At 39.7% G+C, this 16,907-nt stretch carries 14 protein-coding genes and 1 tRNA gene; 7 read left to right on the top strand and 8 right to left on the bottom strand.

Annotation, left to right across the window (positions count from 1 at the left end; all coding sequences use genetic code 11):
• Window positions 1–13 precede the first annotated feature (13 nt).
• Window positions 14–1,264: a transcription termination factor NusA gene (nusA, locus tag QWZ08_RS23560; RefSeq protein WP_290340063.1), complete on the bottom strand. Its 1,251-nt coding sequence runs from the start codon at window positions 1,262–1,264 to the stop codon at window positions 14–16.
• A 54-nt stretch (window positions 1,265–1,318) separates the two neighbouring features.
• Window positions 1,319–1,792 carry a ribosome maturation factor RimP gene (gene rimP, locus QWZ08_RS23555; protein ID WP_290340062.1) on the bottom strand — a complete coding sequence of 158 codons (474 nt, stop codon included), beginning with the start codon at window positions 1,790–1,792 and terminating at the stop codon, window positions 1,319–1,321.
• A gap of 174 nt (window positions 1,793–1,966) precedes the next feature.
• On the opposite strand from rimP, the gene QWZ08_RS23550 reads away from it, so the two are divergent.
• Window positions 1,967–2,215, top strand: a complete 249-nt coding sequence (locus QWZ08_RS23550; protein ID WP_290340061.1) for a hypothetical protein — start codon at window positions 1,967–1,969, stop codon at window positions 2,213–2,215.
• Window positions 2,216–2,248: 33 nt separating this feature from the next.
• Here QWZ08_RS23550 and QWZ08_RS23545 read toward each other — a convergent pair whose 3' ends face one another.
• Complete coding sequence (locus QWZ08_RS23545; RefSeq protein WP_290340060.1) at window positions 2,249–2,863, bottom strand: HAD family hydrolase; 615 nt, start codon at window positions 2,861–2,863, stop codon at window positions 2,249–2,251.
• A 69-nt stretch (window positions 2,864–2,932) separates the two neighbouring features.
• On the opposite strand from QWZ08_RS23545, the gene QWZ08_RS23540 reads away from it, so the two are divergent.
• The 4 genes from QWZ08_RS23540 (at window position 2,933) to QWZ08_RS23525 (ending at window position 6,450) form a co-directional block, all read left to right on the top strand.
• Window positions 2,933–3,006 (top strand) — tRNA-Ile (locus tag QWZ08_RS23540).
• 101 nt (window positions 3,007–3,107) lie between these two features.
• On the top strand, window positions 3,108–3,833 hold the full coding sequence (locus tag QWZ08_RS23535) for an outer membrane beta-barrel protein (RefSeq protein WP_290340059.1): 726 nt from the start codon (window positions 3,108–3,110) through the stop codon (window positions 3,831–3,833).
• 99 nt (window positions 3,834–3,932) lie between these two features.
• On the top strand, window positions 3,933–5,780 hold the full coding sequence (locus tag QWZ08_RS23530; protein ID WP_290340058.1) for an amidophosphoribosyltransferase: 1,848 nt from the start codon (window positions 3,933–3,935) through the stop codon (window positions 5,778–5,780).
• Window positions 5,781–5,955: 175 nt separating this feature from the next.
• Entirely contained in the window at window positions 5,956–6,450 is a 495-nt protein-coding gene (locus QWZ08_RS23525) for a SixA phosphatase family protein (protein WP_290340057.1), read from the top strand.
• A 33-nt stretch (window positions 6,451–6,483) separates the two neighbouring features.
• Here QWZ08_RS23525 and QWZ08_RS23520 read toward each other — a convergent pair whose 3' ends face one another.
• Window positions 6,484–7,563 (bottom strand): glycosyltransferase, encoded by a 1,080-nt coding sequence (locus tag QWZ08_RS23520; RefSeq protein WP_290340056.1) that lies wholly within the window; start codon window positions 7,561–7,563, stop codon window positions 6,484–6,486.
• A 237-nt stretch (window positions 7,564–7,800) separates the two neighbouring features.
• Between QWZ08_RS23520 and QWZ08_RS23515 the strand changes: the two genes are divergently transcribed.
• Window positions 7,801–8,049 (top strand): hypothetical protein, encoded by a 249-nt coding sequence (locus tag QWZ08_RS23515; RefSeq protein WP_290340055.1) that lies wholly within the window; start codon window positions 7,801–7,803, stop codon window positions 8,047–8,049.
• 8 nt (window positions 8,050–8,057) lie between these two features.
• Here the strand turns inward: QWZ08_RS23515 and QWZ08_RS23510 are convergent, their stop codons facing one another.
• A complete protein-coding gene (locus QWZ08_RS23510; RefSeq protein WP_290340054.1) occupies window positions 8,058–9,326 on the bottom strand; it encodes a pyridoxal phosphate-dependent aminotransferase in 1,269 nt (422 codons plus the stop codon).
• Window positions 9,327–9,538: 212 nt separating this feature from the next.
• Here QWZ08_RS23510 and QWZ08_RS23505 point away from each other — a divergent pair, with 212 nt between their 5' ends.
• On the top strand, window positions 9,539–12,535 hold the full coding sequence (locus tag QWZ08_RS23505; protein WP_290340053.1) for a VPS10 domain-containing protein: 2,997 nt from the start codon (window positions 9,539–9,541) through the stop codon (window positions 12,533–12,535).
• Between the two features lie 68 nt (window positions 12,536–12,603).
• On the opposite strand, the gene QWZ08_RS23500 is transcribed toward QWZ08_RS23505, so the two are convergent.
• The 3 genes from QWZ08_RS23500 to QWZ08_RS23490 form a co-directional block, all read right to left on the bottom strand.
• Complete coding sequence (locus QWZ08_RS23500; protein ID WP_290340052.1) at window positions 12,604–13,296, bottom strand: porin family protein; 693 nt, start codon at window positions 13,294–13,296, stop codon at window positions 12,604–12,606.
• Between the two features lie 125 nt (window positions 13,297–13,421).
• Complete coding sequence (locus QWZ08_RS23495; RefSeq protein WP_290340051.1) at window positions 13,422–15,353, bottom strand: foldase protein PrsA; 1,932 nt, start codon at window positions 15,351–15,353, stop codon at window positions 13,422–13,424.
• Window positions 15,354–15,372: 19 nt separating this feature from the next.
• Window positions 15,373–16,812: a TlpA family protein disulfide reductase gene (locus QWZ08_RS23490; protein ID WP_290340050.1), complete on the bottom strand. Its 1,440-nt coding sequence runs from the start codon at window positions 16,810–16,812 to the stop codon at window positions 15,373–15,375.
• Window positions 16,813–16,907: the final 95 nt, after the last annotated feature.

The following is a 16,907-nucleotide window of genomic DNA, read 5'->3' as shown; positions in this document are numbered from 1 at the left end:
TTATTTTTCACCGCTATTCTTTCTCAAATTCTTCTTTCAAAATCCTTCTTACATCTTCTATAGTTTCTTTTTCCAGATCTGTTCTGCGTTCTAACTCCTCGGCTGTTAAATCAAGTACTGAACGGGCTGTATCACAACCAACTTTTTTCAGCGCTTCAATTACCCATGATTCTATCTCATCACTGAATTCTTCCAGATCAATATCAAATTCATCCACTTCACCTTCATTATCACGGAATACATCAATCTCATAACCGGTCAATTCGCAAGCCAGTTTTATATTCACGCCACGTCTTCCGATTGCCAGTGACACCTGGTCGGGTTTTAAAAATACGGTGGCATGTTTCTTTTCCTCATTGATATCTATACTGGTAATTTTCGCAGGTGTTAAAGAGCGCTGTATCAGCAACTGTATATTGCTTGTCCAGTTGATTACATCAATATTTTCATTCTTTAATTCTCTTACAATACCGTGTATACGGCTTCCCTTCATACCAACGCAGGCCCCTACCGGATCAATTCTGTCGTCAAAACTTTCAACTGCTATTTTCGCTCTTTCACCCGGATCCCTTACAATCTTCTTCACAACAATTAAACCATCAAATATTTCCGGCACTTCAATTTCCAACAATTTTTCCAAAAAAGATGCACTTGTTCTGGATACTACAATAACAGCCTGGCTGTTTTTTAATTCCACTTTTTTTACAACACCTCTTACGTTTTCACCTTTCTTAAAATAATCAGACGGTATCTGCTCTGATTTGGGTAAAATCATTTCATTTCCCTCTTCATCCAACAGCAATACTTCTTTTTTCCAAACCTGGTACACTTCGCCGCTAACGATGTCGCCTACACGATCTTCGTATTTTTTTATCAACAGATTTTTCTTCAAGTCATTGATACGGCTTGCCAAAGTTTGTTTGCCCGCCAGAATCGCCCTGCGGCCAAATTCCTTTTGTATATCCACCTCTTCGTACAACTCTTCACCAACAGCGTAATCAGGTTCTATTTTAATAGCATCACTGTATTCTATTTCAGTTAAGGTATTATATATATCACCATCATCAACAATAGTACGACGGCGGAATATCTCAAGATCACCCTTCTGATCGTTTACAATAACGTCAAACTGATCGTCACTACCGTATTTTTTACGGATCAGCGTTTTAAAAACGTCTTCCATCACCTTCATCAATGTAGGACGATCAATGTTTTCAGCTTCTTTAAATTCCTGGAAGGAATCAATCAAATTAATACGTGCCATAAACTTACCAGCCTCGCTTTTACATCCCGCCGGCAGGGGTGTTTTGTTAATTAATTAAAATGCTATCTGTACTACTGTTTGTTTAATTGCATCAAACGGAATTTCCTTTGTTACTGTAATTGCCTTCTTATTTTTCCCTTCTATGTATTCAATTGTTACTCCTTCGTCGTCAACTGCAACCAGCTTCCCTTCCTGTTTAACATCATTGGTAAATGTTATTTCCACTGTTCTGCCGATATTCTTTTTATACTGGCGCAACAATTTCAACGGTTCGTCTATTCCCGGACTTGATACTTCCAGTGAAAAATTCCCGTCAGGATACCAGCCTTCTTCTTCTATCGTGCGGTACATGGCCCTGTTTATTTTAACACATCTGTCAATGTTTAAGCCGCCATCTGCATCCAGGAACACTTTAATATTATTGACCGGTTTCACTTTTACAGACACCAAAAAAACATCTTCCATTTCTGAAAGCAGTTTTGCAATCAAAGCCTCTATTGCCTGTAAACTTGTCGTGTCCTGAGTCATAATAAAAGAAGAAGGGAACGGTCCTCGTTCCCTTCATTTTGTATCTTTTTCCATTGCAAATATAGGAAACAAATTAATAACAGCAAAAAACTAACATTATGCATGTATTATATTTTTAAAATTAATTGGCCAAATTTAACAGGTTTGTTTTTAATTGATTAATACCTTTACAATATGAACATCTTCAGACTGGCTTTTGAACTTTTTGTTTTATACCTGCTTTACAAGCTTGTATTCGAGTTAATTATTCCCGTTGCCAAAACTACCAAACAGGTAAAAAAGCAATTTGGTGATATGAGTGCGCAAATGCAGGAAAAAATGAATGCGCAACAACAGGCCAATACAGGTTATAAAGCCACAAAAAATCCTGCCACACCGGTGAATAAAAGTGATGACTATATTGACTTTGAAGAAGTTAAATAGAAATAACCTGGATAATGAAAATTAGCTTTATTTTTATAATTGTATATCTTCAATTTTGTCGCCGGATAACAAATGGTGTATCTGCAAACCTGCCAGTTTTGCTCCTTCGATGTTGTTAATGGAGTCATCAATAAAAAGTGTTTCCTCTGCCTTTAACCCTGCATCATTTAAAACAAAATGGTACGTTTCTGTATAAGGCTTGCGCATCTGAATATCGTGTGAATAGTAGGCTTTTATAAAATAATCATCCAGACTGGATTGGTCGACTTCTTCATTAAAAATTTTTTTGAACGCCTTTAAATGAATACTGTTGGTGTTGCTTAGCAAATAAATATTGTACTGATCTTTCAAACTTTTCAGCCAGTTAAGACTTTCAACCCTGAAATCCATCAGCATCGAATTCCAGGCGGCTTCAATTTGTTCCCTGCTGGTTTTGGGATCACAATATTCCTGTAATGTACTATAAAAATCAGCCTCCGTAATCTTGCCCGTTTCCAATGCTTCAAACAATTCGTTGGCACCTGCCTGCGAATACAAATCATCAAATTTTGTAACCCCCAGCTTTTTAAAAGCATCGGCTGTTTTATGATAATCTATATTGAGCAGCACACCTCCAAGATCGAAGAGCAGATTTTTTATTTTTGCCATAATTTTATTAATTGCCTTCAAAATTATCTTATTTTACTTACTTTTGCCGTCCGTTATGTAAAAATAACAGGGCCTATAGCTCAGTTGGTTAGAGCACCTGACTCATAATCAGGTGGTCCCTGGTTCGAGCCCAGGTGGGCCCACACAAAAAAACTGCCCGATTAATTTCGGGCACATTTTTTTAATTTCATTTAACCTTTCATTAACCCTGCTGGCTATTATTTTTGCCACTCAAGACTTCATTATGACAAAATTTGCATTTGTACTAATTGCTATTTTTTCCCTTTCCCAGGCAACTGCACAACTAAAACCAAAAAAAGATTGGAGTAAAGTAGATATAGACCGTTCAGGAGATCATATTATGCTGCAATTGAGCAGCGATCACTGGAGCGGAGCACCGGACAGTATTGGTGGCCGCATTAAAGGGCTATCCCGTGGACTGAATTTTTATATCATGATGAATAAGCCTTTTAAAACCGATCCAAGATGGAGTGTTGCTTTCGGACTGGGCATCAGCACAAGCAGTATTCTTTTCAATAAAACAGCTATTGGCATTCTTTCAACCAGTACCTTACTTCCTTTTTCAAATCTGGATTCGTCTAATTATTTTAAGAAATATAAATTGGCCACTTCATTTTTAGAAGTGCCTATTGAACTGAGGTATACGGCTGATCCGTCACACGAAGCAAAAAGCTGGAAATTTGCGCTGGGTGTAAAAGTGGGTACTATGCTGAATACGCATACGAAGGGTAAAACTTTGGTAAATAAAAGTGGTACAACTATCATGTCATATACAGAAAAAGAAAGCCGTAAAGCATATTTTAATACTACCCGTTTAGCAGCAACAGCAAGGGTTGGTATTGGTCATTTTTCTCTTTTTGGTGCTTATTCAATCACGTCGTTTTTAAAAGATGGCGCAGGACCATCGATCAGACCTTATCAAATAGGCCTGACAATAAGTGGTCTATAATTCTATAAATCAAAAGCTTAACAAAATAAATTTTCATCCCGGCTATTCTGCCGGGATTTTTATTTAGCAATGGCGTAACTTTGCAACTTATAAAAATTCATGAGCGACGAAATCAAACACGAATGTGGCCTCGCCTTTATTCGCCTTCGCAAACCTTTTAGTTATTATCAGCAACAATACGGATCGGTATTGTATGGCCTTAATAAGTTGTATCTGCTGATGGAAAAACAGCACAACCGTGGACAGGACGGCGCGGGCATCGCAACTGTAAAGTTGAATGTTGAGCCAGGTTATCCTTTTTTACACCGGATACGCAGCAGTGCTAACCAACCCATCGCAGAGTTGTTTTCCCAGATTGGAAAAGAAATTGAAGAAATTGAAAAATATCAGCCGGATATTAAAAACCATCCGGGGCTGATGAAGGGCCATGTAAATCATTTGGGAGAATTATTACTGGGTCATTTGCGCTATGGAACCCAGGGAAAAAACAATGCTGAATTTTGCCATCCTTTTATAAAACGCGATACCATTCCCGCAAGAAATTTAGCACTGGCAGGAAATTTCAATCTTGTAAATACCGAAGAGTTATTTAGTCTTATCAATTTAGAGCCCGGCGTTTTTCAAAAACAAAGTGATCTTGCTGCCATGATGGAAGTATTGCATCATTTTTTGGTAAAAGCTGATGAAGCTTTTCCCGGTCAGCTTGATGTGGCTAAGGTGCTTAAAAAAGCAGTTCCTCTTTTTGACGGAGGATTTAATTTTTGTGGCTTAACCGGCAACGGAAAAGCTTTCATTATGCGAGATGCACATGGAATAAGGCCTTCTTATTATTACGCCAATGACGACGTTATTGTTGGTGCCAGTGAAAGGGCTGCCATCAGAACCGCATTTAATGTGGGAGAAAATGAAGTAAAAGAATTGATGCCGGGATGTGCTTTGCTGGTAGACGAACATGGCAATTATACGATTGAACAAATTGTTGAGCCTAAAGAAAGAAAAGCCTGCAGCTTTGAACGCATTTACTTCTCCCGAGGAAGTGATGAAAAAATTTATAAGGAGAGAAAAGCGCTGGGTCGTTATCTGAGCGAACCCGTTTTAAAGGCCGTTGATTACGATTTAAAAAATACTATTTTTTCTTTTATTCCCAATACTGCAGAGACTGCTTTTTATGGTCTTTTAAAAGGGGCAGATGAATACCTGAAAAAAATTAAGATTGAAAGAATTTTAAGCTGGGGTACCGATTTTGATGAAGAGAAGTTATCAGAAATGATCAGCCGTAAAATTCGTTTTGAAAAGATAGCCATCAAAGATGTAAAGCTGCGCACCTTTATTACAGAAGACAGCAGCCGCAACGAAATGGTACAACATGTATACGATATCACTTATGGAACTGTACGAAAAGGCATCGACACTTTAGTAGTGATTGATGATTCAATTGTGAGAGGAACTACTTTAAGAGAAAGTATTATCAGGATGCTTGCACGGCTGGAACCAAAAAGAATTATCGTTGTATCTTCTGCACCGCAAATCCGGTACCCTGACTGTTATGGAATAGATATGAGCAAGATGGGCGACTTCATAGCCTTTAAAGCTGCTATTGAATTGCTGTACGAAAGAAAGCAGGAAAGTCTGCTGGATGAAATTTTGTTAAAAGGCAAAGAACTGCAACGCAATAATAAACTGCATACAGAAAATATAGTACGGCAGGTATACAAGCAATTTACTTTGGAAGAAATCTCCGCAAAGATTGCCCAGTTGATTACGCCAAAAGAAATTAATATTCCGGTAGACGTAATCTATCAAAAAATAGAAACGCTGCACCAGGCTTGTCCTACCAACACAGGCGACTGGTATTTTACAGGCAATTATCCTACGCCGGGAGGTAACCGTGTTTGCAACAAAGCTTTCATGAATTATATGGAAGGAAAGAATGTAAGGGGATACTAAATTTTTGCATGTAATAAAGTCATTTCCGCTTCCGTCGTTTCGTTAGTGGTATCATACTTGTATGAAAGTACTGATATGGGCATTCTTCATATAGCCATGTTTTACTTAACATTGTTCAGCATACAAAAATTGCTATTTTTATATCCGGTAAATACCGGCTTTAAAAGCATTCATCATGAAAACACTGCTCGTAATCCGACATGCAAAAAGTAGCTGGAGCGTTGCGTCATTGAACGATTTTGACCGTTCACTGAATGAACGAGGGAAAAAAGATGCCCCGCTAATGGCGCAGCGTTTACTCGATAGAAAAATTATGATTGATGCTTTTGTTTCCAGCCCTGCGAAACGGGCTAAAAAAACTGCTGAATTATTTAGTACCGTTTACCATAAAAATCTCAACGACATCATTTATGTATCGGCTTTGTACCAGGCTTCTCCGGAAGTATTTTTTCAGGTAGTTGAACAATTAAATGATGACTTAAATTGTGTAGCCATCTTTTCACATAACCCTGGTATAACTGAGTTCGTAAACCAGCTGGTGGAAAATACTTCTATCGATGATATGCCCACCTGCAGCATATTTGCAGTGCAGGTCAATATTTCCAAATGGAAAGAATTCAAGAAAGCTAAAAAGGAATTCCTGATGTTTGATTTTCCAAAAGTAGTTTAGACATCTACAGTAAATTTTATATCGGTACAACAATCAATTGCCGACAAACTCACTAATTACCTTTTTGTACAGTTCCATATTATAATCCTTTTTTAAAAAATTAAAAGTTTGAGTGGCTTCCAGAACATCATTCAGTAAAAAATTTTTTTGCTGAACGCAGAAAAACAGCTGTTGTTCCATCAGGTTTTTGCCAAGATATTCCTGTTCTGTCTGGCCTGGTGTTGGCACCAGTATGGCTTTTTTTTGAAGTTTTATCAAGTCCATTATTGTGGTATAACCAGATCTGCAAATGATCATCGCAGACTGCATTATGGCAGGTGAAAGTTCACTCGCATTAAGGTGATTTTTTACGGTGATATGTTGACTGGATTTTGGTAGAACTACGGGGTTAGTCGATTGCGGTAATCCCCGCACAAACAAAATCTCTCCGGCGAAATTCTGTAATTGTGGCATTAATTGATTTTCAAAAATTGTTCGTTGGGGTTCCGGACCAGACAGCAATATCATTAAATCGTAAATTATTATTGTCTGTATTTTTTGCAGTCTTGAAAGGCCTCCGATATACTGGACGTTAGGTAACCTTTTTTTTGGGTGCGATAACTGACCGGCTAAATTATCTGCCCCTTTGAAATCAGGCACCCAGCAATGTGTATATTTTTTTATAAACCAGTAATGGCAACTTTGCAGGATATTTTCAATAAGCCTGTTTCCTGTTTTAATCAGCAACTGGTGAGTAAGATATACACAGGGAATTTCTGAATGATATAACCCAAACCTGTTATCTGAAATAACAGCGTCGATTGAATATTCTTTTACGATCTTTTTTAACCAACGATGTTCCCTGTAAATGGAAAACAAAATTTTGGGAACCTGGGATAGTATTTTTACTGTCAGCCACCGCTTTTGCCGGGAATATCGTATACGGTAGCCATTCAGTGGCAAAATTTTTAACTTGGGAAATTCTTTTCGCAGCAGAACAGCTATCGCCATTTCGCCCGCAATATAAACTGCACAATTGTTTTCCAATAAATTCGTTATCAATGGAATGCTTCTTGTTGCGTGGCCAAGACCCCAATCCAACGGCACTATTAAAACGTTTTTTAATTTAGGCAATTTATTAATTTCAAAATAATTTATCAAAAAAAAGCAATAATAATGTTTAAAATTAGTTTACTTTTATAATCCTTTATTTATGCAACGATTTTTAAAACTAGGTTTTTTATCGATTTTAGTAATCTCTATTGCCGTAAGTGGCTGCAGTGCTTCAAAGAAAAACTGTGGTTGTCCAAACAAAAGGGGAATGGTTGGTTACTAGATTACGGGATTTAAGACCGAAAAGTCTATATATCAATGAACAGAATAAACCGCGATTTGCTTGTCTTGTTTAACCAGGAATTAATGAGCCCCCAAGCCATTGAAAACGAAGTTGAATTATTACATGAATTATTATTCACCGTAGAACGGCTGGACAATCTTGTAACAGTTCACGAAGTAATTGATCTTGATAAATACAAGGTTATACAAAAGGATACAATGGTTCGTAAAGTTATTCGTATGCAGGAGTTGAAACCCTTTATATTTTTAAATTGCAAAAACTAGTTTGCATTTTATTTCGATAACTTTTGCAACGCCGCCTTTAATTTTTTCAGCATTTCATCTATCTCATCTTTTTTACAGGTGCCAACGCTTAACCTGTACCAGTTGCTTTTTGCCGATGCCCCAAAGGCCGTAAAAGGAACAATGGCCAGTTTTGCCTCATCCAATAAATACGCTGTTACTTCTGCCTGATCAGTTAAAGCTTTTCCAGCAGCAGTTGTTTTATCAACAAGATCAATCTGTATTGTTAAGTAAATGGCTGCCTGCGGTGCAATTGCATCTACAGTAAAGCCTTCTTTTTTCAATTGTTGAAAGCCTTCGTAAATTCTTTGTAACCGCTCCGCTATTTCACTTTTAAAGTGATTGAAATAGGCATCTACTTCATTTGTCTGCAACAGGTAAATAGCTGTAGCATTCTGCTCCGCCATAGGTGCCCATGCGCCAAGGTGACTGTTAATGGCCTTCATTTTATTAATTAACACTTCCGGTCCCAAAGCCCATCCAACTCGTACACCTGTTGCTGCAAAAGCCTTGCTGATACCGTCGATAAAAATGGTGTATTCTTTCATTGCAGGTCTTAATGAGACAGGATTATAGTGTATTGTGTCTCCATAAGTCAATGTCCAGTAAATCTGGTCGTACAGCAAGTATAGTTTCTTTTCGTCCGCACCGCGTTGAGTATTTTCTTCAATTACCATATCGCAGATGGCTTCCAGTTCATCTTTTGAAAAGGTCGTTCCGGTGGGATTTAGAGGAGAGCATAATGCCAACAAGGATGCCCCTTTCAAATGAGGCTTTATCTCTTCCGCCGCAGGCATAAAATTGTTTTCCTTTTTACTTTCAATTACAATATGTTGCCCTTCGGTAAAATGAACATAATGATTGTTGTTCCAGCTTGGTACTGCATATATTACTTTTTCTCCTTTATCTACAATAGCACGATAGGCAGCATAAATCAACGGCCTTCCCCCTGCTGCTATTAAAATTTCATTATTGTTATACTGAAGTCCTTCCCTGTTTTGTATAAACGATCCCACCGCAGTCCGTAATTCCAATATGCCATCTGCCGGAGGATAGGTAGTATGAAGATTACGGTAAGCATTTACAATTTCGTTTTCCAATTCTTTTGGAATAGGAAATATAGCACTGTCAAAATCACCGATAGTAAAATTGTAAATTTTTTCACCCTGTAACATTTTTGCTTTTATGTCTGCTCCCAATTTTACTATTTCAGATCCAATAAGGGTTTCAGCAAGTTGACTCAGTTTTTGTGAAGGCATATCTGCGGGTTATTGTTTGCAATTTTTTACGGAGCAAAAGTAATTTTTAAACAGGGCATAGCAAAAACAAATCATACAACATGTGCTGTTTTTGCAATTAAAAGGTAAGAGCGTGAGCATTCCACCCTGCATTCTTTACAATAATTCCAAACAAATTCATCCCCTGTAGCCAACATACACGTAACTTTCATTTAAGAAAAATTTTGTTTTTTATGAAGTTAAAACTGATTGCATTAGTATGTACTGCGCTGGCGTACAGCAGCTATGCACAAACTGTAGACACCAGTATGTTTAACAGCATGCGCTGGCGAATGATTGGCCCACACCGTGGAGGAAGAACCGTTGGAGCTGTGGGTGTACCGCAACAACCCAATGTATTTTACATCGGCGTAAACAACGGCGGCGTTTGGAAAACGACCGACTACGGCCGCACCTGGTTTCCCATTTTTGACAGCCAGCCCACGGGTTCAGTGGGTGATGTGGCTGTAGCGCCATCCAACCCCAATATCGTATATGTAGCGAGCGGTGAAGGGATTCAGCGACCCGATCTTTCTGTAGGTGATGGTATTTATAAATCTGCGGATGCGGGCAAAACATGGATCAATACTGGATTAAAAGACGGACAGCAAATAGGGGGACTTGCGATTGACGCTACCAATGAAAACCGGGTATTTGCAGCCGTGCTTGGTCATCCGTACGGGCCCAATACCGAACGTGGCGTGTATCGGACAACCGATGGAGGCCAAACCTGGGAACGAGTGTTATACAAAGATGAAAATACCGGTGCCATACAAGTGGCAATTGACCCAAAAGACCCGAATATTATATATGCTGATTTATGGGCAGGCCGGCAGGGACCATGGGAAAACGGAGAATGGAACGGAGATGAAAGTGGGCTGTATAAATCGACCGATGGAGGAAATACCTGGAAACAACTAATCAAAGGATTGCCGACAACAAAAATGGGACTGGGACGCATTGGTTTTTGCATTGCACCAACCAACACCAGCCGTTTATATGCAACAGTGGATGCAGGTGAGTATGGTGGTATTTACCGCAGCGATGATGCCGGGGAAACCTGGAGACAGATGAATAAGGACGAACGGTTTTGGGGAAGAGGCGACGATTTTGCTGAAGTTAAAGTGGACCCGGAAAACGCAGATATTGTATATACAGCAGACGTGGTTGTGTGGAAATCTGTTGATGGTGCCAAAACCTGGAAAGACTTTCGCGGTGCGCCCGGCGGAGATGATTACCACCGCATCTGGATTAACCCTACCAATTCAGATATCATGTTAATTGCTGCTGACCAGGGAGCGATCATTACTGTAAATGGCGGACAAACTTTTTCCTCCTGGTACAATCAGCCGACGGCGCAATTTTATCATGTAAGCACCGACAATGCTTTTCCGTATAACGTATATGGAGGCCAGCAGGAAAGTGGTTCTGTTGGCATCGCAAGCCGTGGTAACGACGGACAAATTACGTTCAGGGAATGGCATCCTGTCGGCGGTGAAGAATATGGTTATGTTGCGGCTGATCCCAAAAACCCGGACATCATTTATGCCGGTAAAATATCCAAATACGATAAACGTACAGGACAGGTACAAAACATTTCGCCCGAAGCTGTTCGCAGTGGCAAATACCGCTTTATCAGAACTGCCCCTGTTCTTTTTTCGCCTGTTGATTCCGCAACCTTATACTTTGCGGGGAACGTGATTTTTAAAACAAAAAATGGCGGTAATACCTGGCAAACAATCAGCCCCGATTTAACCCGGGAGGCATGGGATATTCCAGCAAGTGTAGGTATCTACACCAATGATGCGATGAAAAAAATGCCCCGTCGGGGAGTCGTTTATACCGTTGCGCCATCGTTTAAAGATATCAACACCATTTGGGCGGGTACAGATGATGGGTACATCCAGGTTACGCACAATGGTGGTAAAACGTGGGCCAATGTAACTCCCCCCCTGGTTACTTCGTGGAGCAAGGTTTCCATGATAGAAGCCAGTCACACCGATATCAATACTGCCTATGCAGCAGTGAACAGGATACGTTGCGACGATATGCATGCCCACATCTATAAAACAACCAACGGTGGTAAAAGCTGGAAAGAAATCACGACGGGTCTACCAGACGATCCCATCAATACCGTCCGTGAAGATCATATTCGTAAAGGGCTGTTGTTTGCAGGCAGCGAGCGGGCTGTATATTTTTCTTTGGATGACGGTGAACACTGGCAATCATTGCGGTTAAATATGCCTGCAACTTCCATTCGGGACCTGGTAATAAAAGATGACGACATTGTGGTCGGCACACATGGAAGAAGCTTTTGGATATTGGATAATATTTCGCCGTTAAGACAACTATCTACAGGTGGTCTAAAGCCACCTGTAGTGTTATACAAGCCACAAACAGCCGTTCGTGTACGCTGGAATATGAATACTGACACGCCATTACCACAGGAAGAGCCAGCGGGAGAAAATCCACCCGATGGCGCTATCATTGATTATTACCTGAAAGACAATGCAAGCAGCGAGGTTGTGCTGGAGATTAAAGATGCAAAAGGTAATCTGGTTCGCAGATTCAGCAGCAGTGATAAACCATATATTATTCCACCAGTGAATATTCCGATATACTGGATAAGGCCACAACAGGTTTTATCCGCTAAACAAGGTGCACACCGTTTTATCTGGGATATGCGCTATGCCCCGCTTGATTTGCCTGCAACTTATCCAATGGGTGCAATTTATCAAAATACAGCGCCTGCAAAAACGTCGCCCTGGATAATGCCGGGGACATATAACGTTACATTAATTGCTGATGGTAAGACCTTCACGAAACAGTTCGCGGTTGTAATGGATCCAAGAGTGCACATTACATACAAAGCATTGCAGCAACAACACGATCTTGCATTGATTTGTTACCAGGGCAGAATAAAAACAATGAAGATGAAAGAAGCCATTCTTGCTGCAAAGGATAAGATAGCTAAACAACCGGCTGATGCTAACGCTGAGGCAACAAATATGCGGACTTTGGATGCCCAGCTTGCCACTGTTGAAAAATTAAATGGGGCATTTGCCGGACTGCATGATATTTTAGAAGATGCCGACATGCAAACTACCACTCAAACTATATTAGCTGTGGAAGTATCACAAAAACAACTACAGGATGCAGAAAAAAAGTGGGAGGCGCTGAAAATAAAATAAGTTCAGCAGTAAATTAAAAAGCCGTTCAAAGAAAATGAACGGCTTTTTAATTGTGTTTTATGTTTTTATTATCTGCCCAGAGGAATACCTAAAGAAACACTCCAGGTCCTGAATTTATTTTTGTCATCTGCAGTATTGTTGCTTTGGGTTGAATTGATTTTTGCCAAACCGTAACCATAGTTCGCCTTCACCAGCAGTTTACCGAAATCTACTCCGCCACCGATATTTAATCCGTAATCAAAACGTTTCAATTTGTTGTACGCTGCATCGTCTTGTGCAGAGGTAAAAGGATCATCATTACTGAACTTGATGTTACTGCTGGAGGTAGATTGTACCGGCCCAAGTTTTCCATCAACAGTCGATTTTCCTGCCACACCCACCGCTATATATGGACCTGCATGAAAAAAAACATTTGACTTGGTTCTTGTATCCAATGGTATTTTTACCACTGCATTTAATGGAACTTCAAGGTAGAGCGGATTGAATTTTGTTTTCACATAATCAGCACCGCCATTAAAATAAGTTTCTGCTTTAGACCCTTTTCCGGTAAACAACACACCTGATTCAAGATCGAAACTGTTTGAAATACCAAACCGGCCTAAAACACCTGCATTAAAGCTGGTAAGCCACTTATTTTTTTCTGTTTGCCCGCTGTTTGTGGTGGTAATGTTGGCGAGGTTAACACCACCCTGTACGTAAAATTGCGCTTTTGCGCTCATCGCTATCACTGTTACCAATAGCACTGTTGTCATTTTCTTCATAATCTGTAATTTAATTTTAAAAATAAAATAGCTTTTTGCTATTTTTTGTGGTTTGGCTATATAAAAACAAAAAGCCGGCCATCAAATTTGATGGCCGGCTATATTTACGAATAAAGTGAATGTTGCTATTTCAATAACGACTTAAAAACTCCCTCGTCAACCTTTACAGGATATTGCTTTTTCAGTTCGGAAACCCATTTATCTTCCAGGTAAATTTGATATTCATTGATTACCAACCCTCTTGCATCATTGAAACTTCGTTGCTGATTTGCGGGGAACAATTGCAGCACTTTTACAAAACTAGCGGTGTTATCTCCACTATTTGTAACCGGAGAAGAAATAAAACCAGGAACAATGTCTTTTGTATTTTGCAATTGCAACTGGCTTAATTCATACCGGCCGGAGTCTGATTGAATTTTTCCATCACTTTCTTCTGCAATTTTTTTCCAGTCTTTACCATTTTTCACCTCGGCGATCGCTTTCCGGGCAACACTGCTGTCACTGCAGTTAAATAACAAAATCGCTGCGCTGGAATCCCATTTGTAGGATGCTTTGTGTGCATCATAATATTTCTTTAATTCAATGCTATCTTCAGATGCACGGGCCCACACTTTTCTTTCCATTATCTCAAACAGCATATTGCCCTCTTTAAATTCCTGCATCTGGTACTTAAAGCTGTTGTTATATTCACCGAGGTGTTTGCGGTAATATTCTGTAATGGTAGTGGCTATAAATTTATCCAGCAGTTCTTTATTGGTCTCCTGTTTATATACATCTGTGTTTAACTTATAGTCTTTCACAAAGTTCAGCCAGGCATTTCCCTTTATATTTTCTTTTGTAAAGGAGATAATTATTTTGTTACTGACAGGATAATTTTTTACTGTTTTGTTTGCGACAACGCTGTCCGCATACCTGAATAACTCGGCATCTTTTACCAACACATTTCTTTTGTAGTTTGTCAGTGCTGTAATATCTTTCAAGAACTTATCCTTCGCAATATTCATTCGTGCATCTTTAGCCATTTGTTGTTTTAACGCTGCAACAAATGTTTCGTCTGTTTTGTCGGCAGGTATGGCATGCTGTTGCAACCGTTTTACAATATGAAAACCATGTGTTGTGCTAAATGGTTTGGAAATATCACCATCCTTTTCAAGTTCAAAAACCTTTGATTCAAAAGGCATATCAAACTTGCCGGTACCGAATTCTGCCATCTCCCCGCCGTTCAATGCTGTCAGCCTGTCTTCGCTAAATTTTTTTGCCATTTCCCCAAAGTCTGCACCTGCTTTTAGAAGTGCATAAACAGAGTCGGCTTTCTTTTCTGTTTCTTTGATCTGCGCCGCAGAAGCATCGGGCGGAAGCGTAAATAATATCTGCGCAATTTTCCATTTACCGGCACTCTTTCTTTCACCGGCGTTTTTAAAAACATGCAAACCATTTTTGGTACGGTAGGGCTTGCTGATGGTGCCTGGCTGGAGACCGTATACAAGGTTCTCCATTCCATAGGGTAAGGATAATGCGGTGATATACCCGATGTCTTTTGCAGTAACGGCTACATACTTTTGACTTATTGCATTGGCAATAGCCGCATAGTCCGTACTACCCTTTTGTAATTCGGCAACCAGCTCTTCCATTGCTTTTGAAGCTTTGGCAGAATCAGCTGCATTGGCGCCAGCCGCAAGTGGTGTATAAAAATGAATTAAATGAATATCTTTCTGGCTGCGTTCAATTACTTCGTCCAGCAATGCGTTAGAAATTTTTTCATCATTCATATATCCCTCTTCTACTTGGCTGCTGAAATTTTGTAGATCGTACTTTAGTTGCTGCAGGGTATCCAGCCGCAGTTGTTTTGCTGCCTTTACTTTTAATTTAAATTTTGAATAGAGCTCAAGATATTCCCGCAATGATTTTTCTTTGTCGTCAACAGGAGTTTTATTTTTATGATAAGCCCTTAAAAATTCTTCCTTACTTACTTTTTCATTGCCATAGGTAAACAGGGTTTGAGACAAAAGATGTACACTAAAAAAGGACAGGACAAGCAGCAGAAAAAAATACTTCATAGTAAACAGGTTTTATCTTTTAATTGGATTTCATTTTCCACTTCACCTGCAACAGGTCATCCAGTTGCTGCCAGGTCAATTTTTTGGCGATGATTCTTTTTTCTTTGTCAAGGAGATAAATAGTTGGTGTTAGTGTCACGTCGTATAACTGGCGGTAGCCGGGCTTTTGGGCCGCAACATTGGCTGCTTCCGTTTCTTTGGTTTCATAAACGTTCACCCAATCCTGCAAATTGTGCTCCCTGATGTACTTTAACCATTCCGGTTTCATCTCTTGTTTACTGTCGGCAGATAACACGCCATACATTTTCACATTGTGCGCTTTCCAGTTGGCCCTGTAAACAGAATCCAGTTTCGGCAATTCTTCCTTGCAATGCCCGCAGGTGGGATCCCAAAAAACAACCACCGTATAATCAGCCGCAACACTGTACAACGGTAGCGCTTTGCCCGTGGAGTCGGTCATTTCCAGATCGGCGGCTTTTGCACCAATCAAATTCGCCATTAACATATAAGCCCGGCGGCTTATGGTTTCCATTTGTTTTTCGTTTAACCAGCTACTTAAACCTTTACTGTGGTATTTTTCAAAAAGATGCACAAACACCGCGTCCTGGCCCATGTATTTGGGACTTATGTATTCATCTGTGAGCCAGTTCAATAAAAATTTATACATCTCGGGGCTGCTGCGTGCCAGCAGCAACTGGTAATCGGCCTCTTTAATAATGCTGTCTGCTTCCGGAACAATCAGTTCCCGGTAATATCTTTCCAGCTTGGGTAAAAAAAATGGGGTGCGAATGATCCGGTCATCCATAAACGTTACACCGTCCCAATAATGCGTTTTATAGTAATAATAATTTTGAAGTGAATCATTGTGGGTTTGTGGCCTATTATTCAGTACTGGCGGGTCTTTCATTGCATTCAGTAACACTGCCATCATAGAAGATGGCTGAGCCTTAACCAGGTTATCCCGGTAATCGTTCAGCTCTTTATTCAACCGGTTATAATTGCCTTCGTGTAATGTTGAATCTGCTTTAGTTTTAGAAGAAGTATACGCTTTGCGCTCAGCTTCCAGCGACTGCGCCTTTGTTGCAACCGTTTTTTGGTATTGCTGCAATAAAACGTTTGCCGGCGAACCTGTTACAACTGTTTTTTGCAACAAGTCTGTCGTGTCAATTTTTACAGTAATTATTTGTTCTTTATCAATTAAGAAATCAACACTTTTTGATTTACCGGGCAACACAAGAGCGTAAATGCCCGCTGGTAATTTTCTTTTACCGGTAAATACTGCAATACCCTTATTACTCACAGCCGCAGAATCTTCCACAGAAAGATTTTTTCCCATGTGGTAAGTTAGATAGGCAATGCCCGATTGATACTGGCTTGCCTGCATGGTTACGGTAAAATGTTGTGAACGGGCGCTGGTAAAGCAAAAGATAGCAGACAATCCTAAAAGATATTGTTTCATTGAATAGTTTGATAAGGTTACAAAAGTATCCAAAATGAATGGTTAATCATCAGGATACAACGTTGCAGCAATTTATAAATTACATATCATTAACA

Source organism: Ferruginibacter paludis (genome assembly GCF_030409685.1).
GTDB classification, from domain to species: Bacteria; Bacteroidota; Bacteroidia; order Chitinophagales; family Chitinophagaceae; genus Ferruginibacter; species Ferruginibacter paludis.
Note: the sequence above shows the minus strand (reverse complement) of the source record. Positions and strands in the feature narration are given on the sequence as shown.